This is a genomic window from Paramagnetospirillum caucaseum (assembly GCF_000342045.1).
GTDB classification, from domain to species: domain Bacteria; phylum Pseudomonadota; class Alphaproteobacteria; order Rhodospirillales; family Magnetospirillaceae; genus Phaeospirillum; species Phaeospirillum caucaseum.
Map to the genome: position 1 here is coordinate 45229 of NZ_AONQ01000021.1, position 21678 is coordinate 66906.

General features: G+C 67.1%; 19 protein-coding genes and 1 tRNA gene. 14 read left to right on the top strand and 6 right to left on the bottom strand.

Going from position 1 to position 21678, the window contains the following annotated elements; translation table 11 throughout:
* The first annotated feature begins 4 nt into the window (after positions 1 to 4).
* The 14 genes from hemC (at position 5) to H261_RS09600 (ending at position 14438) form a co-directional block, all read left to right on the top strand.
* Positions 5 to 952, top strand: a complete 948-nt coding sequence (hemC, locus tag H261_RS09535) for a hydroxymethylbilane synthase (RefSeq protein WP_008616862.1) — start codon at positions 5 to 7, stop codon at positions 950 to 952.
* A 3-nt stretch (positions 953 to 955) separates the two neighbouring features.
* Entirely contained in the window at positions 956 to 1684 is a 729-nt protein-coding gene (locus tag H261_RS09540) for a uroporphyrinogen-III synthase (protein ID WP_008616863.1), read from the top strand.
* Complete coding sequence (locus H261_RS09545) at positions 1681 to 2682, top strand: COG4223 family protein (protein WP_008616864.1); 1002 nt, start codon at positions 1681 to 1683, stop codon at positions 2680 to 2682. The genes H261_RS09540 and H261_RS09545 overlap by 4 nt, the downstream gene beginning before the upstream one ends.
* Complete coding sequence (locus H261_RS09550; protein WP_008616865.1) at positions 2679 to 3959, top strand: heme biosynthesis protein HemY; 1281 nt, start codon at positions 2679 to 2681, stop codon at positions 3957 to 3959. Before H261_RS09545 ends, H261_RS09550 begins: the two co-directional genes overlap by 4 nt.
* On the top strand, positions 3956 to 4570 hold the full coding sequence (locus H261_RS09555; RefSeq protein WP_008616866.1) for a c-type cytochrome: 615 nt from the start codon (positions 3956 to 3958) through the stop codon (positions 4568 to 4570). The genes H261_RS09550 and H261_RS09555 overlap by 4 nt, the downstream gene beginning before the upstream one ends.
* A 9-nt stretch (positions 4571 to 4579) precedes the next feature.
* Positions 4580 to 5116, top strand: a complete 537-nt coding sequence (gene cobU, locus H261_RS09560; RefSeq protein WP_008616867.1) for a bifunctional adenosylcobinamide kinase/adenosylcobinamide-phosphate guanylyltransferase — start codon at positions 4580 to 4582, stop codon at positions 5114 to 5116.
* The gene (gene cobW, locus H261_RS09565; protein ID WP_008616868.1) at positions 5117 to 6124 is read left to right on the top strand and encodes a cobalamin biosynthesis protein CobW; all 1008 of its coding nucleotides are present in this window, start codon (positions 5117 to 5119) and stop codon (positions 6122 to 6124) included.
* The gene (gene cobN / locus H261_RS09570; protein ID WP_008616869.1) at positions 6124 to 9828 is read left to right on the top strand and encodes a cobaltochelatase subunit CobN; all 3705 of its coding nucleotides are present in this window, start codon (positions 6124 to 6126) and stop codon (positions 9826 to 9828) included. The genes cobW and cobN overlap by 1 nt, the downstream gene beginning before the upstream one ends.
* Positions 9829 to 10189: 361 nt before the next feature.
* Positions 10190 to 10588, top strand: a complete 399-nt coding sequence (locus H261_RS24770) for a hypothetical protein (protein WP_152426802.1) — start codon at positions 10190 to 10192, stop codon at positions 10586 to 10588.
* Complete coding sequence (locus H261_RS09580) at positions 10581 to 11003, top strand: hypothetical protein (RefSeq protein WP_008616871.1); 423 nt, start codon at positions 10581 to 10583, stop codon at positions 11001 to 11003. Before H261_RS24770 ends, H261_RS09580 begins: the two co-directional genes overlap by 8 nt.
* 4 nt (positions 11004 to 11007) lie before the next feature.
* Positions 11008 to 11508, top strand: coding sequence for a hypothetical protein (locus H261_RS09585; protein ID WP_040476131.1), 501 nt, complete (start codon positions 11008 to 11010; stop codon positions 11506 to 11508).
* A 185-nt stretch (positions 11509 to 11693) separates the two neighbouring features.
* Positions 11694 to 12245 carry a recombinase family protein gene (locus H261_RS09590; protein ID WP_008616873.1) on the top strand — a complete coding sequence of 184 codons (552 nt, stop codon included), beginning with the start codon at positions 11694 to 11696 and terminating at the stop codon, positions 12243 to 12245.
* A gap of 439 nt (positions 12246 to 12684) precedes the next feature.
* Complete coding sequence (locus tag H261_RS09595) at positions 12685 to 13326, top strand: hypothetical protein (RefSeq protein ID WP_008616874.1); 642 nt, start codon at positions 12685 to 12687, stop codon at positions 13324 to 13326.
* A 176-nt stretch (positions 13327 to 13502) separates the two neighbouring features.
* Positions 13503 to 14438, top strand: a complete 936-nt coding sequence (locus H261_RS09600; protein ID WP_008616875.1) for a hypothetical protein — start codon at positions 13503 to 13505, stop codon at positions 14436 to 14438.
* 108 nt (positions 14439 to 14546) lie between these two features.
* Here the strand turns inward: H261_RS09600 and H261_RS24775 are convergent, their stop codons facing one another.
* From H261_RS24775 to H261_RS09625, 6 genes are all read right to left on the bottom strand, one after another.
* Positions 14547 to 14921, bottom strand: coding sequence for a hypothetical protein (locus tag H261_RS24775; RefSeq protein ID WP_152426803.1), 375 nt, complete (start codon positions 14919 to 14921; stop codon positions 14547 to 14549).
* 191 nt (positions 14922 to 15112) lie between these two features.
* The gene (locus tag H261_RS09605) at positions 15113 to 16825 is read right to left on the bottom strand and encodes a site-specific integrase (RefSeq protein ID WP_235062909.1); all 1713 of its coding nucleotides are present in this window, start codon (positions 16823 to 16825) and stop codon (positions 15113 to 15115) included.
* A gap of 129 nt (positions 16826 to 16954) precedes the next feature.
* Positions 16955 to 17029: transfer RNA gene (locus tag H261_RS09610), tRNA-Gln, on the bottom strand.
* Between the two features lie 49 nt (positions 17030 to 17078).
* Positions 17079 to 17939 carry a 4-(cytidine 5'-diphospho)-2-C-methyl-D-erythritol kinase gene (locus tag H261_RS09615; RefSeq protein ID WP_008616877.1) on the bottom strand — a complete coding sequence of 287 codons (861 nt, stop codon included), beginning with the start codon at positions 17937 to 17939 and terminating at the stop codon, positions 17079 to 17081.
* A 14-nt stretch (positions 17940 to 17953) separates the two neighbouring features.
* Positions 17954 to 19657 (bottom strand): tetratricopeptide repeat protein, encoded by a 1704-nt coding sequence (locus H261_RS09620; protein WP_152426804.1) that lies wholly within the window; start codon positions 19655 to 19657, stop codon positions 17954 to 17956.
* Between the two features lie 61 nt (positions 19658 to 19718).
* Entirely contained in the window at positions 19719 to 21341 is a 1623-nt protein-coding gene (locus H261_RS09625; RefSeq protein WP_008616879.1) for an electron transfer flavoprotein-ubiquinone oxidoreductase, read from the bottom strand.
* Positions 21342 to 21678: the final 337 nt, after the last annotated feature.

A 21678-nucleotide genomic window follows, 5' to 3' on the forward strand; every position in this document is an offset into this window, starting at 1 on the left:
GACCATGACCGCAAAACTTCCCATCCTCCGCATCGGCACCCGTGGTTCGCCGCTGGCCCTGGCCCAGACCCACGAGACCCGCGACCGCCTCGCCGCCGCCTGGCCCTCCCTGGCCGCCGACGGCGCCATCGACATCGAGGTCATCAAGACCACCGGCGACCTGGTGCAGGACCGCCCGCTGGCCGAGATCGGCGGCAAGGGCCTGTTCACCAAGGAACTGGACGAGGCCATGCTCTCGGGCCGCATCCATCTGGCCGTCCATTCCATGAAGGACGTGCCGACCCAGCTGCCCGACGGTATCGTGCTGCCCTGCATCTTAGCGCGCGAGGACGTGCGCGACGCCTTCATCAGCCGCAAGTACCGCTCGCTGGCCGACCTGCCCCAGGGCGCCGTGGTGGGCACCTCGAGTCTGCGGCGCGGTTCGCAGATTCTCCACCGCCGCCCTGATCTCAAGGTGGTGAACTTCCGCGGCAACGTCCAGACCCGCCTGCGCAAGCTGGACGAAGGCGTGGTCGACGCCACCCTGCTGGCCATGGCCGGCCTGCGGCGTCTCGGGCTGGTCCAGCACGCCACCTCGGCGCTCGCCGAAGACGACATGCTGCCCGCCGTGGCGCAAGGCGCGATCGGCATCACCTGCCGCGCCGGCGACCAGGAATCGCTGGACTATCTCGCCGCGCTGAACTGCCCGGATTCCTTCGTCCGCGTCGCGGCGGAGCGGGCCTTCCTCACCCGCCTGGACGGTTCGTGCCGCACCCCCATCGCCGCCCTGGCCACGCTGGACGGCGACCGGCTGTCGTTCCGCGGCCTGATCGTCAGCCCCGACGGCACAAAGATCCATGCCGCGTCGCGCACCGGCAGCCGCGCCGACGCCGAAGCCATGGGCAAGGATGCCGCCGAGGAACTGATCGGGCAAGCCGGGCCGGGCTTCTTCGATCTCATCAAGCCGCACTGAGCCATGCGCGCCCTGGTGACCCGCCCCAAGGAGGATTCCGAAGGCGTGGCGCGGGCGCTGGCCCAACGCGGCCTCGACGTGATGGTCGAGCCGCTGCTCGACATCGTCCCGGTCGAGGGCGCCACGGTCGACACCGGAGGCGCCCAGGGCATCCTGGTGACCAGTGCCAACGGCATCCGCGCCCTGGCCCGCCTTTCCCCCGATCGTGATCTGCCCATCTGGGCGGTGGGCGACGCCTCGGGCCGGGCGGCGCGCGAGATGGGTTTTTCGCGTGTCCAATGCGCCGGCGGCGACGTGGACAGCCTGGCCGAACTGGTGGCGTCCCGCGCCGATCCCCAGGCCGGGGCGCTGTTTCACGCCGCCGGAACGGTGACGGCCGGCGACCTGTCGGGATGGCTGTCGGCCAGGGGCTTCCAGGTGCGCCGTCAGGTCCTCTACCGGGCGGTGCCCGCCACCCGCCTTTCCGCCGCCCTGTGCGACAGCTTGCTGGCCGGCGGCCTGCAGCTGGCCCTGTTTTTCTCTCCCCGCACCGCCCGGACCTTTGCTACCCTGGCGATCGGGGCCGGAATGCGGGAGAGTCTCGGCGCCATCGCCGCCTACGGCCTGTCGGCCAATGTCTCGGCCGAGTTGGCCCCGCTGCCCTGGCGGGTGCTGCGCCAAGCCGCCGAACCCAGCCAGGCGGCCCTGCTCGCCGCCATCGACGACGATCTCAACCGGGGATTCAGCCCATGACGTCAGAGCCCGTTTCCGAGCCCGCCGCCCCCGCGGAGGTGCAGAGCCCGCCGCCGCGCTCATCGTCGGGCCGCCTGATCGCCGTGGCGGCGATCCTGGCGCTGGGCGCCGGCGCCTATGCCAGCTTCCCCCTCTGGCGCGGCCCTCTCGGCCTGCCCGCCGCCGCCCCCGGCGAATCCTTCGAGGTAGAGAACCTGCGGGCCGAACTGTCGGCGGCCACCAGCCGCATCGCCCAGTTGGAGGCGCGCGGCCCCGCCACGGCGGGGGCGGTGGATGCCACCCGCCTCGACCGCCTGGAAGAGGCTCTGAAGACCACCCATGCCGCCGGCCCGGCCGGCGAGGTCGAGTCGCTAACGAAACAAGTGGCCGAGCTCAAGCGCAACTCGGCCGATGCCGCCGCCCTGCTCCGCCTCGCCGACCGGCTGGAGCAGGTGGAGACGGCATTGCGCGACCTGCAGGGCAAGCGGTCCTCGGCCGCCGCCCTGCTGCTGGCCGCCGGACAATTACGCGAAGCGGTGGCGGCCGGACGGCCCTATGAAGCCGAATGGCGCACCGCCCGCGTGCTGGCCGGCGAGGACGGGGAAAGCCTCGCCCTGCTCGACGGGCTGGGAGGGCAGGCCGCCTCCGGCATCGCCACCCGGAACGCCCTGGCGCAGCGCTTCGACGCCCTGGCCCCGGCGCTGATCCGCGCCGAGATCCTGCCCGAGGGCGAGGGCTGGTGGCGGCGCACCGCCGACCGCCTGCTGTCGCTGGTCACCATCCGCCGCGAGGACGGCGCCGCCATGGGCCACAACACCGCCGCCATCGTCGGCCGCGCCCAGGCGGCGCTGAGCGGCGGCAATCTTGCCGCCGCCCTGGCCGAACTGAACGCCCTGGACGGCGGCCCGGCCGAAGCCGCCGCGCCCTGGGTCACCGAGGCCAAGGCGCGGCAGGCCGCCGACAAGGCCCTGTCGCAGCTGACCGCCCAGGCCCTGGCCCTGGCCGGAGCCAAGCTATGAGGCGGCTGCTCGCCTTCCTGGCCCTCACCGGACTGGCGGTGGCCGGCGCCGTCTGGCTGGCCGACCGCCCGGGCGAGGTCACCATCCGCTGGCAAGGCTGGCGGATGGATACCACCGTGCCGGTACTGCTGGCCTTCCTGGCGCTGCTGCTGGTGGCGTTCTCCATGCTGAACCGCCTGGTCCGCGGCGTGTTCGGCGCTCCCGGCCGCTGGTTCGAATCGCGGCGGCTGGGGCGTGAGCGCAAGGGCTACGCCGCGCTATCCGACGGGTTGGCGGCGGCGGCCTCGGGCGACGCCGCCCGCGCCGGAAAGCTGGCCCGCCGGGCCGACAAGCTGCTGAACGACCCGGCGGTCACCGGCCTGCTCATCACCCAGGCCGCCCGGCTGAGCGGCGACGACGGACAGTTACGCCAGCGTTATGAAGTCATGACCGAACGCCGGGAGACGGCCTTCCTGGGACACAAGGGGTTGGCCGAGCTGGCGCTGAAGCAGGGCGAGCGCGAAACCGCCCGCGACCAGGCGGGCCAGGCCTTCCTGCTGCGGCCCGGCGCCGAGGATCTGGCCGCCCTGCTGCTCGACCTGCATGTGGAGGCCGGCGCCTGGGCGGAAGCCGAACAGGTGCTGCGCACCGCCCGGCGGCGGCACGCCCTGCCCGAAGCCGAACTGGCGCGACGCCGCGCCCTGATCCTGCTGGGCCGCGCCGAGGAGGCCCTGGCGGCCGGCGACGAATCCCGGGCCCTGGATTGGGCGCTGGATGCCCGCGACGCCGACCCGCTGTTCGTTCCCGCCGTGTCCCTGGCCGCCGGGCTGTACCGCCGCCGCGGCAAGGGGCGCAAGGCGGCGGCGTTGCTGAAGGCCGCCTTCAAGGCCGCCCCCCATCCGCTGCTGGTCACCGGCTGGCGGGCGCTGGGCGAGGGCGAAGGCGCCCTGGAGCGGGTCAAACGGATGCAGGAACTGGTCCAGGCCAATCCCGCCTCGCCTGACGGCCATGTGGCCCTGGCCGAGGCGGCGCTGGCCGCCCAGTTGTGGGGGCAGGCCCGCACCCATCTGGAAAAGGCGCTGGAGCAGCGCCCCACCCGCGCCGTCTTCCAATTGCTGGCCCAGGTCGAGCGCGACGAGCGCAAGGACGAGGCCGCCGCCGGCGCCTGGACGCTCCGGGCCGCGACCGATTCGGTATCGGAACCGTCCTGGACCTGTGGCGGCTGCGGCCACCATGCCCCCGACTTCGCGCTGCGCTGCCCGGCCTGCGGCGCCGCCGGCCGACTGGAGTGGACATGACCCGTTACGCCCTGATCGCCGCCGCCCTTCTGTTCACCGCCCCCGCCGCCCTGGCTGATCCCGCCCCGGCCAATTCCGCCAAGGACGGCAAGGCGCTGTTCACCGCCAAGGGCTGCGCCGCCTGCCACGGCGAGGCCGGCGCCAGGCCCATTCCCGGCTCGCCGGTCATCGCCGGACAGAATTCCGTCTATCTGCTGCGCCAGATGAACGAGATCGCCAGCGGGCTCCGCGCCTCCGCCCCGGTCAAGGCGATGCAGCCGGTCATCGAGAAGACCAGCCCCGACGACCGCATCGCCCTGGCCGACTGGCTGGCGGCGCAAAGGTCCGCCGAATCCCTGGCCGGCGACCGGGCCAAGGCGGACAAGGGCGCCGAGCTGTTCGACGAGAAGGGCTGCATCGGCTGCCACGGCGCCGACGGAGCCCGGCCGCTGGCCGACTATCCCGTCCTGGCCGGGCAGCGCAAGGATTACCTGATGATCCAGATCAAGGCGATCCGCGACGAGATCCGCTCGACGCGCCGCGCCCGCATGATGGCCGCCAACGTGCGCAAGCTGTCCGACGCCGAGGTCGAGCAACTGGCCGAATTCCTTTCGCAGAACAAACGGAAATAGGCGGCCGGGATGAGCATCCTTCCGCCACCCGCCCTTCCCCCGGCCACCCTGGTCCTGGGCGGCGCCCGCTCCGGCAAGTCGGCCTATGCCGAATCCCTGTTCGGCGGCCAGCCGGCCCTCTATCTCGCCACCGGCCAGGCCCTGGACGGCGAGATGGCCGAGCGCATCGACCATCACCGCCGCCGGCGCGGTCCGGGCTGGAGCACCCTGGAGGAGCCCCTCGACCTCGCCGACGCCCTGGACAACGTCATGCGCCCCGACCGGCCGGTGCTGGTGGATTGCCTGACCATGTGGCTGTCCAACCTGATGCATGTCGGCCGCGACATCGACCGTTCCCTCGACCGCCTGTGCGAGGTGCTGGCCGCTCCCGCCGGGCCGGTGGTGCTGGTCTCCAACGAGGTCGGCATGGGGCTGGTGCCGGACACCAGCCTGGGCCGCGCCTTCCGCGACCACCAGGGCCGGGTCAACCAGCGGGTGGCCGTCATCAGCCGCCGGGTGGTGTTCGTCGCCGCCGGCCTTCCCCTGCTTCTCAAGGACGTTCCATAGATGCGCAAGATTCCCGCCACAATCATCACCGGCTTCCTGGGGGCCGGCAAGACCACCCTGGTCCGCCACCTGCTGACCCACAGCCGGGGACGGCGCATCGCGCTGATCGTCAACGAGTTCGGCGATATCGGGGTGGACGGCGAATTGCTGGCCGCCTGCGGCGTGCCCGGCTGCGCCGACGATAACATCGTCGAGCTGGCCAACGGCTGCCTGTGCTGCACGGTGGCCGACGAGTTCCTGCCCACCATGCAGGCCCTGCTCGACCGGCCCAATCCGCCCGACCACATCGTCATCGAGACCTCGGGCCTGGCCCTGCCCAAGCCGCTGGTCAAGGCCTTCCACTGGCCGGAAATCCGCTCGCGCGTCACCGTGGACGGCGTGGTGGCGGTGGTGGATTCCCCCGCCGCCGCCTCGGGGCGCTTCGCCTCGACGCCGGAGGAGATGGCGCGCCCCGACCACGACAATCCGCTGGAGGAGGTGTTCGAGGACCAACTGGCCTGCGCCGACCTGATCCTCCTCAACAAGGCCGACCTGCTGGACGAGGCCGCCCTGGCCGCCCTGCGGGAGGGCATCGGCGCGCGGCTGCGCCCCGGCGTCAAGACCCACCCCACCCGCCTGTCGGCCATCGACCCCCTGGTGGTGCTGGGCCTGTCCGCCGCCGCCGAGGAGGATCTGGCCGCGCGGCCATCCCACCACGACGCCGAGGACGGCCACGACCACGACGATTTCGAGAGCTTCGCGGTGCGCCTGCCCATGGTCGACGACCCGGCCGCCGTCGAGAGCCGCGCCATCGCCGCCATCGAGGCCCACGACATCCTGCGGCTCAAGGGCTTCCTGGCGGTGAGCGGCAAGCCGGCCCGCCACGTCATCCAGGCGGTCGGCACGCGTGTGGAACGATATTTCGACCGGCCGTGGAAGGCGGACGAGGAACGCGTCGGGACCCTGGTGGTGATCGGCCGCACCGGCCTCGACCGGAGCGCCATCGAAGCGGCGCTGCTGGGCCTCTGATGCATCTTCTCGCCGCCCAGGCCGGGACCATTTCCGACGGGAACGAGGCCATCGACCTCGGCCAGAGTCCCGCCGACCTGGTGGTTCTGTCGGCGGCGGACACCGAGCTGGCGGCGCTGGCCACCGCCTTCGCCGCCTGGGAGGGCGCGCCGGTCGGCCTGCGGCTGGCCAATCTCACCCGCCTCGCCCACCACATGTCGGTGGACCTCTATGTCGAGCAGGTGATCGCCAAGGCCCGTCTGGTGGTGGTGCGCCTGCTGGGCGGGCGCTCCTACTGGCCCTACGGCATCGAACAGATCGCCGACGCCTGCCGCCGCTTGAAGATTCCGCTGGCCCTGCTGCCCGGCGCCGACCAGCCCGACCCCGACCTCAGCGACGATTCCACCGTGGCGCCCGCGGCGGTGGAGCGCCTGTGGGCCTATCTGCTGCACGGCGGGCCGGACAATTGCCGCTGGTTCCTGGGCCATGCCGCCAGCCTGATCGGGCATGCGGCGGAGTGGCTAGAGCCGCGTCCCTTGCCCCAGGCCGGTCTTTACGGCGCCGCCGATCCTCTCGACGGCAGGCCCCGCGCCCTGGTGGTGTTCTACCGCGCCCTGGTGCTGGCCGGCGACACCGCGCCGGTGGACGCCCTGATGCAGGGCTTGCGGGACCGGGGGCTGGGCGCGGCGGCCCTGTTCGTCCACAGCCTGAAGGACCCGGTCAGCGCCGCGCTGGCCCGCGCCCTGCTGGCCGAGACGCCGCCCGACGTGATCGTCAACGCCACCGGCTTCGCCGTGTCGTCGCCGGGCAAGGCGGAACCCGGCCCCTTCGACGCCGCCGATTGCCCGGTTCTCCAGGTCATCCTGGCGTCGGGGAGCGAGGAGGGGTGGCGCGGCGGCAACCAGGGCCTGGGACCGCGCGACATCGCCATGAACGTCGCCCTGCCCGAGGTGGACGGCCGCATCATCACCCGCGCCGTCTCGTTCAAGCGGGCGCGGCGCGACGAGGCCACCCAGTGCGACCTGGCCACCCATGCCCCGGTCGCCGACCGGATCGGTTTCGTGACGAGGCTGGCCGCCAATTGGGCCGCATTGCGGCGCAAGGCGGCGGGGGAGCGGCGCGTCGCCCTGGTGCTGGCCAATTATCCCAACCGCGACGGCCGCATCGGCAACGGCGTCGGCCTCGACACCCCGGCCGGCACCGTCCAGGTGCTGCGCGCCCTGGACGCGGCGGGCTACCGGGTGGGCGACATTCCCGAATGCGGCAACGCCCTGATCGAACTGATGCAGGCGGGCGCCACCAACGACTGGCGCGCCCTGGCCCACCGCGAGCGGCGCGAAACCCTGTCCCTGCCCGATTACCTCGCCTGGTTCCAGTCCCAGCCCAGGGCGCTGCAGGACAGGGTGACGGCCCGCTGGGGCGCGCCCGAGGCCGATCCCTTTTTCGCCAAGGGCGAACTGACCTGCGGCGAGTTCATCCTCCCCGCCACCCGCTTCGGTTTCGTTACGGTAGCGGTACAGCCGGCGCGCGGCTACAATATCGACCCCGCCGCCAGCTACCACGACCCCGATCTGGTGCCGCCCCACAATTACCTCGCCTTCCATGCCTGGCTGCAGGACGGCTTCAGGGCCGACGCCGTGGTCCACATGGGCAAGCACGGCAACCTGGAATGGCTGCCGGGCAAGGCCCTGGCCCTGTCGGCGGAGTGCTTCCCCGAGGCCGTCCTGGGGCCGCTGCCCCATCTCTACCCCTTCATCGTCAACGATCCCGGCGAGGGCACCCAGGCCAAGCGGCGGGCGGCGGCGGTGATCATCGACCACCTGACCCCGCCGCTGACCCGCGCCGAGAGCTACGGCCCCCTGCGCGAGTTGGAGCGGCTGGTCGACGAGTATTACGAGGCGGCGGGCATCGACCCGCGCCGCCTGGGCCTGCTGCGGCGGGAAATCCTCACCCTGTCGGCCGCCGCCGGACTGGACGCCGATCTGGGCATCGGCCGCGACGACGACCCGGACGAGGCGCTGAGGAAACTCGACAACCATCTGTGCGAACTGAAGGAACTGCAGATCAGGGACGGCCTGCATGTGTTCGGCGTGTCGCCCGCCGACGACCAGCTGACCGACCTGCTGGTCGCCCTGGCCCGGGTGCCACGGGGCGGCGGGCCGGAGGGCGTCTCGCTGCCCCGCGCCCTGGCCGCCGATCTGGGGCTGGACGGTTTCGACCCCCTGGATTGCGTGCCGGGCGAAGCCTGGAGCGGCCCGCGGCCCGCCGCCCTGGACGGCGACGATCCCTGGCGCAGCCAGGGCGACGCGGTGGAGCGCCTGGAGCGCCTCGCCCGCGCCCTGATCGCCGGCCAGCGTCGGGCCGAGCCCGGCTGGAGCCGGACGGTTCCGGTGCTGCAATGGATCGACGGCCATCTGCGCCCGATGGTGGAATCCTGCGGCGCGGCGGAGATCGACGGCCTGCTGAAGGGCCTGGCCGGCCGCTTCGTGCCGCCCGGCCCCTCGGGCGCTCCCACCAGGGGGCGGCCCGACGTGCTGCCCACCGGTCGCAATTTCTATTCCGTCGATACCCGCGCCGTGCCCACCCCGGCGGCCTGGAGCCTGGGCTGGAAATCGGCCCAGCTGCTGCTGGAACGCCATCTGCAGGAACACGGCGACTGGCCCAGGGCATTGGCGCTGACCGCCTGGGGCACATCGAACATGCGGACGGGGGGAGACGATATCGCTCAAGGGCTGGCCCTGATGGGGGTCAAGCCGCGCTGGGACGTGGGCTCCAACCGGGTGGCCGGCTTCGAGATCCTGCCCGCCCCGGTGTTGGACCGCCCGCGAATCGATGTGACCCTCAGGGTCTCCGGCTTCTTCCGCGACGCCTTTCCCAACCTGATCGACCTGTTCGATTCGGCGGCGCGCGCCGTCGCCGCCCTGGACGAGCCGCCGGAGGTCAACCCCCTGGCCGAGCGGGTCCGGACCGAGCGCCTCCGCCTCGAGGCCGACGGCGTGCCGCCGGATCAGGCGGCGCGCCAGGCGGGGTTCCGGGTGTTCGGCTCCATGCCGGGGGCCTACGGCGCCGGGCTGCAGGCGCTGATCGACGAGAAGGGCTGGGCGACGCGGGCCGATCTGGCCGAATCCTACATGGCGTGGGGCGGCTGGGCCTATGGCGCCGGGGCGGAGGGCGAGGCCGGCCACGCCCTGTTCCGCGGCCGCCTCGCCAAGGTCGAGGCGGTGGTGCACAACCAGGACAACCGCGAGCACGATCTGCTGGATTCCGACGATTACTACCAGTTCGAGGGCGGGCTGGCGGCGGCGGTAGAGACCGCCTCGGGCAAGGCGCCCACCATCTGGCACGCCGATCATTCCCGCCCCGAAACACCCCGCATCCGCACCCTGGACGACGAGATCGCCCGGGTGGTCCGCGCCCGGGTGGTCAACCCGAAATGGATCAAGGGCGTGATGCGTCACGGCTACAAGGGTGCCTTCGAGATGGCGGCCAGCGTCGATTACCTGTTCGCCTTCGCCGCCACCACGAAGGCGGTCAAGGACCACCATTTCGATCTGGTGGCCGAGGCCTATCTCGGCGACGAGGCGGTGCTGGACTTCCTCAGGACCAACAACCCCGCCGCCCTGGCTGAAATCCGCGCCCGCCTGCAAGAAGCCATCGAGCGCGGCCTGTGGCAGCCGCGCCGCAACTCGACCCACCAATTGCTGGAGCCCGACCGGCCATGCTGAGCCCCCGCGCCCTGATCCTCGCCGCCCTGGCCTTCGCCGGCACGGTCGGCGGCTACCTGCTGTCGCGCGGCATGCTGCCCTGGCCCAAGGGCTGAGCGGGGACGGGCCGTCTGTCAATCCGGATGGAGAGCTTGGCTGGGGCGCCTGGAGCCCCAGCCGAAAGCGAAAAACAGCTATTATTTCAACTAGATAGCTGGCACCAAAAAGCGCATGTGGACCGTCTTTGTGGACTGCCCAAGGCCGGAATATGCCCTCTTGGAGCCCGGCTTGCAATCCCTCTCGTGCCAGGCTGGGGCCGATTTGACGGCGACTCGACGACATGATACAAAATGTTAGGAACAACTACATACGCAGGCTGCTAATGCCCATCTTTGACCCTTCCAACCCTATCATTCGGTTGGCGCTTCGCATCACCTGGTCGGAGCAAGGCCGGCATTACACCGCCGCTACCGTTGCGGAGGCGTTCGGCCTCACCAGCCCAGTTGGCCTTTACAACACCCTGTGCAAGGGGTTCGAGCGCGGAGCCGGCCCTGTCGATGAAGGCCAGCTCCGCACCGCCTATGGCAAAGATGTTCGTCGCCATGTGAGCAACCAGGAATGGGAGCAGTCGATCTATGCGGGTCGAGAAGCTGCATATCACCTGGCCGCACACCTTGAAATCCTCGAAGCCCAACGTCGCGAACAGCGTCGCGCCCGTCTCTCCGCCGCCGGCAGTTGGTGCCGCCGGCCCCAGCCCCCGAAGGAGTCCCCCCATGTCTGAGTTCCAGTTCAGTTGGTCCCGCTTCAATGATCTACAGCGCCGGGCCGCCGCCGAAGACCTGACCGATCACGAAGCCGAAGAATACGACACCCTGGCCCGTGTCTGGGAGGAGGCCAAGGCCGAGGGCCGCCGCAGGGAGGGGCGACAGGTCGAGGAACAGCGCCAGCGTCAGGCCGAAGAGAACCCTTCCGACCCCGATGGTAGTGTCGGAGCCTGTCTGGCCGAATTCCAGCGGACCCGCGACCAGCAGCGCGGCGTCACATGGCATCGTGCCGAAATGGTCGAGGTCCGAAACCCGGACGGCAGGTCCACCAACCGCCAATGGGTCGGTCCTGGCCTTGCCGGCCAGACCTACCACCAGCCCAGCGCCTCCCGAGGCGGTCTGGACGCCATCAAACGCGGCCTGGCGGCCTGAGGCGATGGCTCGTCGCGATCCCGATAAGCCCGGCTTGGTCGCTCTCGATGCCCACAAAGAGGCTTTCGAGAGCGGCCACATGACGGCGACGGAAATCGCCGACACCCTCGGTGTATCGCGGCAAAAGACCAATGCCGCGATCAAGCGTGCGGGCTGGTGCCGACCGGCAGCACGGTCTGCACCTGGTGCTGCTGCTAAGGGTGGCACGACCAAGTTCACCACAGCCGAGGCCGGCGACCTGCTCGTCTCCTTCGGCGTCGCCACCCTCGCCCGCGCCCATTCCCTGGTGACGGGTGGTGACCTTGGGCCATCAGCGTTGAAGGCCGTCTCTGCTGCCGCCGCTGCTGCCGAAGGCATCCTTCAGCGTCGCGGCATCATTCTGCCGGTCTGGAATGAAGACCATCTCCAGAGATTGGAAATCGCGGTCCTGTCGGGGGATGAGGAGGCAGCAATCCGCACTGACGTCGAAGCTGCGATGATCGACGTCGAGAACGGGGGAGCCTGATAGCTCCCATCGTCAGCGTCCCTTGAAGTTTCACCACTCATGTGGCCGTCTCAATAGACCTTGCCCCCACGAGACACCGGCCGTCTCTAAAATTCGTGTCTCACAGAAATAGGGCGTTGATTTTTGAGACGCGTTTCGTGTAATGTCTTAAATGTTATTGAGACATATCGAGACGGAGATACCCCATGCTGATCGGTTACGCCCGCACCTCCACCCTGGACCAGCAAGCCGGCATTGAGGCACAGATGCGCGACCTGAAGGCGGCAGGATGTGAAAAGCTGTTCAGCGAACAGGTCTCCTCAGTGGATGTGACCAACCGGGAGCAACTTTCCCAGGCGCTCGATTTCATTCGCGAGGGGGACACCCTGGTCGTTAGCAAGCTGGATCGCCTGGCCCGGTCAGTTGGGCATCTGCTGTCCATCATGGACGCCATCGAGTCCAAGGGTGCTGCTCTGCGCATTCTCAACATGGGGATCGACACCAGCACGCCGACCGGCAAGCTCATGTTGACGGTTCTAGGCGGTGTCGCTGAATTCGAACGTGAGATCATGTTGGAACGCCAACGCGAAGGCATCGCCAAGGCCAAGGCTGAGGGCAAGTATAAGGGTCGGAAGCCCACAGCCATGGCAAAGGCCGACGAGGTGCTGGCGCTGCGTGCCGAGGGCTTGGGGGCTACTGAGATTGCCAAGCGGCTTGGAATTGGGCGGGCATCAGTGTACCGAGCCCTGGAGGCATAAGCGACGCGAGAAGGCCGCCAGCATCGCAGGGAGCGATACCACGACATTTGCCTGGGGATGCCAGTAATCTCAAGCATGAGCGGCTCCCACTTTGCAGCACCAGGCCGCCTAACAAATTGTTTTCACGCCTTTCTTTCTTCGGCCCCGAGTTTTTGTCCTGCAAGGGCCTGCGTCTTCATCGTGGTATCACTCCCCACGATGTTGCTGCGGTTGAGAAGATCAAGGCCGGCGTCGAGGGAATTCGCCGAGGCGATAAAAAAACGGGGAGTAGGGCGGGCTTGAAGGGGAAGCGGATACTGAGCGGCCGGAATTTTTCGGAACCCGGAACCTGGCCGCCCCAATCCAACCGAGCCGGGGCGATGGCTTCGTCCAACACAACTTTACGTCACCTCTCGCCTGGGCTATCAATCGAAGGAAAACTTCGATAGAGGGGGATGTTTTGCGTAAACTTGTTATTGCATCTCTGGCCATCCTGAGCGCCTGTGCGACTCCATCCACTTATGAGTTGAAGTGGAGGGCGGAACGGAACTTCGACAAATTTGCCGATGGGCCGACATGCCGCGTGAGCATATGGGGGAACTGGTCGGGCTCCCTATTCCCCCACCAGTTCGCCGGCATGATCTATCCTGTTGTGGAAATGCGGGGTGACCTGGTGCTGGTGGGAGCCAAGAGCGTCCCCATGGGTAATGCCATGGCTCAATTCCAAATGCCGGTTGGCGACATTCAACTGAGGATCGACGGCAACAAAGCTTGGACTGTTGCAGCAATCAACACCCCAAGCCTTGCTCCAGAGGGAAATTCCAAGGAGATCGGGGCGCAGAAGGTTGCGAATTCGGCGTCACCATCACCCTATATGGACCCGAAGGCTATGGCCGAGATGACCCAGAACATGATGAGCACCTACCGCAGCAGTATGTCGCCAATCACCGCCACAAGCGGTGATGCCGCCAAGGACATCCTCAGGCAGATGGCTACCGGCAGGACGATCTTGTTCCGCCAGATTAACGGCAATGCCGCCGGGAAGACTTTCGAGTATTCCCTGGAAACCTTCAATTCTGCCATGGCGGCCTGCTCATCGTGAAAAGCCGGCCCCCGATTTGACACCGCGAACAGAATGTTAGAAAGTTAGCCCTGGTCCGCGCGGCTATCGCTCCGCGCACATATGTATATCTCGTCTCGACGCCTCCCGGAGGGGGGCTAGGGCGGCGTCGCATGTGTGCGCGGACCTCGAACAACAGATCGAGGAAAGCCGTGCCCATGACCCTATCTCCCGAACTCTCTTTCGACGCCCACATCGCCCCCATTCTGGCCGGCCCCCATGCCCCAGGATTGCCCTCGTGCATCCTTGAAATTCAACGGCTTCTTGCCCGCCTCGACTTTCCGAGCAAAGCCACCAGGCGTGCGGCCTCCATAGTGGCATACATCCAACACCGTCTCTCCTCTCGCCTGGCAGGTAATCTCCAGAGATGGAAAGACCTGGGGGAAGCCGAGAAGCTCCTCTACATCGTCATGGAATTGGAGCAGACGAACTTCCGGTTCAACGCCTTCGCCACCATCCACCTGAAGGGAACCGGCAACGAGATCGAGACAGCCGAACAACTGGTCGCCGATCTTCAAGAGGTGCTCCGGCATGTTGACCCCATGGCTGAGGTGCTGGCCGTCGAGGCTCTGGATCGAGGTATCCGCCATGTCCACTGCCTGGTCTCGCTGCCCAAGGCCCCGAGCACCCGCGCCGGCCGTGTCCACCTTCGGGATATCGTCGGCTGGTTCGATGAGCGCAATGGCCGGCCTGGCATAGCCTGGAAGAACGGCAGCGGCGTTCCCGCCCATCTCGAATGGCTGGACGAGCAGAAGGTCTTCCAGCGCGTCGGCATTGGCGGCCTCCTGGGAGCAGCCTGCTACATGGCTGCCCAGCGTGAGATGCGCCTGGTCGCCGGTCGGAACCTACGCGCCATCGGCAAGCAGCTTCATGCGGAGGCTCGTGACGCCGTGCGCCTCGCCGGGGGAGGCTTCCCTATACCCCTCCCCGCTTCACCAGCCTGTGGGGCTCCAATCGACGATGGCGATGACGCCAAGGAGCGAACACTGCCGGCCTTCGACGCCATCAAGCTGGCACAGCAGGAACGGGAGCGGAGCTGGTGGCGGCTCCCGCCGCTCATAAGCACTCCACCATTGTATCAGGGAAGTGCCTGAAGGTTGACTGGCCAAATATATCGAAAGATGATTTAGCCAATAAAGCCGAATTGACAGAGTTGTGTTAGCATTAATTAGAACGTAAAATCATCAAGTCAATGGTGTTATCTAAATTAAAGTGCATCTGAATTTTATCGCTTGCCTCATCACTTCAGCTAATTCTGGGCTCATATCATCTGCACCATCAACAATTAAGACATGCTTGTCTTCGTAGCTATAATGAAACATCGTTGCGCCAACATAACCGCCAAATCTATTCTTTGAATTAACCATTCCGCATACGTCATTTGCATCAAGCTTAATAGCTTTAGAGGGTTTTTTTGATGGATCCGGATTAAATAATCCTTCAAATTGGGCGCTGCTCGGGTCTATAAGTATTTTCTTTACAGCTGAAATAGCTTCTTTCTCGTTTTTTACAGAAGGATCACACGCCACCAACATTATTACAGCGGCAGAGAAAGACAATATTCGTAATGTCATCATAGTTTCCTCCAATTATTTTTTGGCTAAATGAACTTCACACGGCACTTATCTGTCGTTGCGCGCCTTGCATCAGAACAACAACGTGAAAGTTGCTGTTATCAACATAAATAGCCTAGCTTCTATCCGCTGCATATGAGTGAGTACTCTGGCTTCGGCGTTTATGAGCAGCGGACAGATTGCGATACCACATACTAATCATGAGGGCAATTGCTGACATACAATTGCTTTTTAGGGCTAATTAAGTTTGCATTAATCCCGTCATACGCAATCTCTGAGATGGCCTCGTACCAATCTTTGATGACGAACCCCTTGCCGTACCTCCCCCGCTCTTCCGGAGTGTCATGACCATCCAGTTGGTCCATCAGGTCGGGATGGACCCTCGCTCGCTGGAGCGCCGTAATGACGGAATGCCGGAGCGAGTGATAGGACACGCCGGTAATGCCCAGTGAGCGGATGTAATCAGGAAACCACTTACTGAACAGGTATCCGAGGCGCATTGCCGTACCGCCTGGCTTAAGGTCTGGAAATACCATCTTCTCGCCCTTGCTGCGCAGTTCGGCCACATAGTCGAGAAAGCCCAACTCGACCGGGATAGGGTGAAGCGGGATGCGCCGCCAACCGGCCGCCGTCTTTACCTTCCTCTTCGGTAGCGTGTCCTCATCCTCGTCCTCAGTGGCATGGACGTGCAGGAAGGAGATGCCCTCATCCTCCTGCACGTCTTCCAATCGCAATTGGGACGCCTCTTCCAGACGGATGGGATGGAACGCCCCCAATAGAGGAAGCCAGTAGCGTGCGTTTCGGTAGATGTGGGGACCAGGTCGGGGCTTGGTGCGGAAACGTGGCGATGTGGCACCGTGATAGAGGGGGCTTTGAAAGAGCACTCGAAGCTGCTCCGGCGTCCAGGCTGCGCGTTCCTCGCTGCGCCGGTGGGTTCGCTTCCACTTGAAGGCCCCCCTCGCGAAGTTGGCCTCCAACCCATACTCATCGACGCACCATCCGAAAAACGTACTGACAATGCCGGCATGGCGCTTGACGGTCGGCGGAGCCAGCGTCTTGATCTTCGGGTTCTTCTCGGCCATCGCGACCAACTCAGAGAGATTTCCCGACCATGCCTGCCCTTTGCCTCGTTTGCTGGGCAGCCCTTGCAGCATGGTAACGAAATCGGTGAAGTCGGTTCGCTCGTAGCGATCAATTCGCCGGTCGCCGCACCATTCCTTGAACAGCTCGTGCGCATCCTCGTTGGCCTTCGCCTGATCCGGCCCCCAGGTCTTGGCCTTGGCCCGGCTGTAGCGGGCGTAGGCTTCGCTGAGCTTCGGCAGTGCCTTCTTTCGAGAACCCGCCTGAGAGGCCGGCTGCGCCGCGAATAGAGGGTCTTGTGGGGCGACGGCATAGTCCCCTTCCAGGCGGGCGGCCTGGACCCGGTTGAGGTCGGCCACCGCCCGCAACAGCCCCCGGCAGACCCGCATGTAGGTGTCGCTGCCTGGCGCTGCCTGAATGCCGGCTTGGGTCAGTAACTCGTCGGCCAACTCCTCGACCAGAAAGGTACGGTCGTGCTTCACCCCGTCCACATAGTCGGCGGCCATCTGCTTTGCGGCCTCGACGTTGAACGGGACGCTGCCGAACCCGCGCATCTCCTCCCAGTGCTCCAAGGCACTGACATACCATTCGCGCAGCAGATCATTGATTTGCGTCGTGGTCAGGTCGGGGCGTCGCTTCACCATCAGAAATAGCTCATCCGTCAACGTCGTTAGCCGCCGGGCCTTCTCTCGTGCTTCGGCATAGGGGACCACACCGAGACTTTTAATCAGCTCGACGCGCCCGAACCTGCCGATGAGAGAGGGAGGAATGCGGCGACGCCAATCATATCGGCCACCACGGGGACGCAAATAAAAATTTCTCGCCATGCCGCGCCTCGTTGAGGCCCACGAGGCGCGGGGCAGAATGCGCCTTGTGGACCGCCAATGTGGTAGCGGGCCACGAACGCGGTTCGATGCCTGAAAAAAGCTAACAGTATGAAATAGTTGATAAACGCTTGGCTGGGGCGCCAGGATTCGAACCTGGGAATGCCGGTACCAAAAACCGGTGCCTTACCGCTTGGCGACGCCCCACCAGCGCGGGCGGGCACCATAGCCCGACCCGGCGGCAGTTTCAACGCCCCTAAGACAGCAGCCGCGCCGGAGCAATCCACCAGGCGGGATGGGCGGCGGCCAGCCGGGCCGCGGCGGCGCGGGCCTGGGATTCCTCGGCGTAGAGGCCGAAGCAGGTGGCGCCCGAGCCCGACATGCGCGGCAACAGGCAGTCCGGGGTGGCGGCGATGGCGGCCAGCACCTCGCCCACCACCGGCTCGATGGTGATGGCCGGCGGCGTCAGATCGTTGCGCCGCGCCGCCAGGGCCGCGGCCAGCGCCTTGGCGTCCCGGGGGGAATCGGTCAGCGGATCGGCCGCCGAGAACGGGCCGGTGCGCGCCTTGAACACCGGAGGCGTGTGCAGCGGCACCATGGGATTGACCAGCAGCAGCCAGGCGGGCGGCAAGGCGGGAGCAGGCTCCAGCATCTCGCCCACCCCCATCATGCGCGTGGGGGTTCCGGCTAGGCAGACCGGCACGTCGGCGCCGATGGACAGGGCGACCTTGGCCAGCGTTCCGGCCGGCAGGACGACATCCCACAGCCGCATCAGGCCCTTCAGCGCGGCGGCGGCATCGGCCGAGCCGCCGCCGATGCCGGCGGCCACCGGCAGCCGCTTGGTGAGGGTGATGGCCGCTCCCCTGGTGACGCCCGCCGCCCCGGCCAGCAGGCGGGCGGCCTTCAGCACGATGTTCTCGCCCTCGGCGGGAATCTGGCCGGCGGTGGGGCCGGTCACCTCGAGGCGGAGCGTGTCGGCCGGGCGGAATTCCAGGGTGTCGCCCACGCCGGCGAAGGCCACCAGGGAATCCAGCAGATGATAGCCGTCGTCGCGCCTGCCGACCACATGAAGGGTCAGGTTGACCTTGGCCGGAGCCTCGATCGAGAAGCTGGTCATGATGGTTCCGTACCCTATTTGACCGGAGAGGCCGGCAGGCGGCCGGTAGAGATCTTGGCCTTGAGCGGCTCGATCTGCTCGGGCTCGGGGTCGAGGCCCATGGCGCGCTGCCACTGGTAGCGCGCCTCGGTGTCGCGGCCCACCTGCCAGAAGGCGTCGCCCAAATGCTCGTTGATGGTGGGGTCCTCGGGCTTCAGCTCGGAGGCGCGCTCCAGATACTTCACCGCCGCCTGGAACTCGCCCATGCGATAGAGCGCCCAGCCCAGGGAATCGACGATGGCCCCGTCATTGGGGCGCAGCTCGACGGCCCGCTCGATCAGCTTGCGGCCCTTCTCGACGTTGAGGCCCTGGTCCACCCAGGTATAGCCCAGGTAGTTGAGCACGTCGGGCTGGTCGGGTTGCAGCCGCAGCGCCTCCAGCATGTCGGGCTCGGCCTTGGGCCATTGCCTGGCGCGCTCGTAGGCGATGCCGCGGGCGTAGAACAGCGACCAGTTGCGCGGCTCCTTGGACCCGCCGGCCCGGGCCAGGGCGTCGCCATAGGCCTCCGCCGCCTCGCCATAGCGCTTGTGGCGGCGCAGGACGTCGCCCAGCGTCACCAGCGCCTCGTAGGATTGCGGCCATTCCGCCGCCAGGGCCCGCAGTTCGGCGATGGCGGCATCGGTCTGCTTCATCTCGTCCAGGTTGACCGCCAGCTTGAGCCGGGCGAAGGTTCCCGGCTGGCTGGAGCGGTTCATGGCGCGGTACAGCGCGTTGGCGTCCTCCAGTCGGCCCTGGGCGGCCATGGAATCGGCCAGCAGCAGCTGGGCCAGGGGGAAATCGGCCCTGAGGCTGAGCGCCAGGCGCGAGAACACCAGCGACAGCTCCTGGGCGTTGCCCTGGCGGACCAGGGAGGCGGTGTCGAACAGCGCCTCGGCCAGGCCGTCGGTGGCGGTCTCCACCACGCGGGGCACGGCGCTTCCCGCCGCCAGCTGGCGGCGGCCGTCCAGCAGCGAACGGTCGCCATGCTCGGTGTGGTAGCGCTCGTACAGCGCCCTGGCCTCGTCCAGGCGCCCGGCCCGCTGATACCAGTTGCCCGCCGCCTCGACGGTGCGCACGCTGGTCTGGTTGGCCAGCGCCGCCTTGAAATGGGCCTCGGCCACGTCGGGCCGCCCGGCCATGTCACCCAACAGGCCGGCATGGTATTCCCAGATGGGCGCGAAACCGGCGGTGTCGGCGCGCGGCGCCAGGGTGGCGAGGCCGTCGTCGAAACGGCCCTGGCCGGCGCGGGTCCAGGCGGTGAGCAAAGGCCCCAGGAAGCCGTTGATGCCCTTGGCCGGCAGGGCGGCGAAGCGCTTTTCCGCCAGATCGAAGCGCCCGGCGCGGGCCTCCTGCACCCCCATCACCAGGATGGGCAGGGGCGAATCGTCGTCGATGACCAGCAGGCGCTGGGCGATGAGCCCCGCCTCGTCCAGCCGGCCCTCGGCCAGCAGCAGGGCGAAGCTGCGGCTTTGGATGTCGATGTTGTCGGGGTCGTGCCTGGCGGCGGCGCTGTAGTACTCGGCGGCGGCGCGGGTATCGCCGCGCGCATGGGCGAAGCGCCCGGCCAGATAGGCCCCCAGGCCGGTCTCGTTGCCGCCGTTGCCCGCCCTGGTCCCGGCGGAAATCTCGGAGCGAGGGGTACAGGCCGCCAGGCCGGCCGCCACCACGCTCGCCATCACCACAATCCCGAACCGCTTCACGCCCAACACCCTGATAAAAGGAAACCGGGGCGTCCGCTTTGAACAGACGCCCCGGATACTCTTACATGTTGGGGTAATTCGGTCCACCGCCACCTTCGGGAACCACCCAATTGATGTTCTGGGTGGGGTCCTTGATGTCGCAGGTCTTGCAGTGCAGACAGTTCTGCGCGTTGATCTGCAGCCGCGGATTGGAACCGTCGTCGTTGCGGACGATTTCGTAGACGCCGGCCGGGCAGTAGCGCTGCTCGGGGGCGTCGTAATGCTCGAGATTGATGGCGACGGGCACCGCCGGGTCGCGCAGCTTGAGATGGGCCGGCTGGTTCTCCTCGTGATTGGTCGAGGAAATGAACACCGAGGACAGCTTGTCGAAGCTGACCACCCCGTCGGGCTTGGGGTATGCGATCTTCGGGCACTCGCTGGCCTTCTTCAGCGCCAGGTGATCGGGGCGGTGATGCAGCGTCCAGGGCATCTTGCCCTTGAACACATAGGTCTCCAGCGCCGAATAGGCGATGCCGCCCCACAGGCCCCAGTGGAAACTGGGGCGGATATTCCGGACCTCATGCAGTTCTTGCCACAGCCAGGACTTCTTCAGGTGCTCGGGGTACGCCGCCACCTCGTTGGAGCCGCCCTCATGCGCCAGGGCCTCGGCGACGGCTTCAGCCGCCACCATGGCCGATTTCATGGCGGTGTGGGTGCCCTTGATCTTGGGCACGTTGAGGAAGCCCGCCGTGTCGCCCACCAGCACGCCGCCAGGGAAGGACAGCTTGGGAACGGACTGGAAGCCGCCTTCCGACAGGGCGCGGGCACCGTAAGAGACGCGCCGGCCGCCCTCGAAGATCGGGCGGATGGCGGGATGGGTCTTGAAGCGCTGGAACTCGTCGAAAGGCGACAGATGCGGGTTGGCGTAGTCCAGGCCGACCACGAAGCCCACCGCCACCTGGTTGTTCTCCAGGTGATAGAGGAACGAGCCGCCATAGGTCTGGGTGTCCAGCGGCCAGCCGACGGTATGGATGATGGTGCCGGCCTTGTGCTTGGCCGGGTCGATCTCCCACAGCTCCTTGATGCCGAGCCCAAAGGTCTGGTCCTCGCAATCCTTGCGCAGGTCGAACCGGTCGAACAGCGTCTTGGTCAGCGAACCGCGGCAGCCCTCGGCGAAGATGGTCTGGCGCGCCCACAGCTCGACGCCCGGCGTGTGGTTGTGGGTGGGCTGGCCGTCCTTGCCGATCCCCATGTCGCCGGTGGCGACGCCCTTGACCGAGCCGTCCTCGTGGTAGAGCACCTCGGCGGCGGCGAAGCCGGCGAAGATCTCGACGCCCAGCGCCTCGGCCTGGGCGCCCAGCCAGCGGGTGAAATTGCCGAGCGACACGATGTAATTGCCGTGATTGTTCATCTGCGGCGGGGTCATCAGCCGGATGGCCCTGGATTCCGTCAGGAACATGAAGCGGTCGTCGGCGGCCGGGGTCAGCAGCGGCGCGTCCCGCTCCTTCCAGTCGGGAAACAGCTCGGCCAGCGAGCGGGTCTCGATCACCGCCCCCGACAGGATATGGGCGCCGATCTCCGAGCCCTTCTCCAGAACGCAGACGTTGAGGTCGGCGTTGATCTGCTTCAGCCGGATGGCCGCGCTCAGGCCCGAAGGCCCGCCGCCCACCACCACGACATCGAATTCCATGGATTCACGTTCCATAACGCTCACAACTCCCCTTGCGCCACCCGTTCCACCGGTCGACGCCGACACGGACCTGCGCCTCTATAGCACAGCGGATGCGACCGATTCGATTCCTTATGGGCCTGTTTAAGGAAAGAATGTGTCTCAAATATTTCCCCGCGTTTCGCCGGGGCTGCTAAAATCGCCGCCATGACCGCCGTTTCCGCCGATCTTCACCCCTATGACATCCTGCGCTGGTACCTGGAGGCCGGCGTGGACGAGACCATGGGCGAGGCGCCGGTGGACCGCTACGCCAGCGCGCGGCGTGCCGCGGAAAGCCGGGCCGCCGCCGTGGCGCCGCCGCCGCAACCGCAGG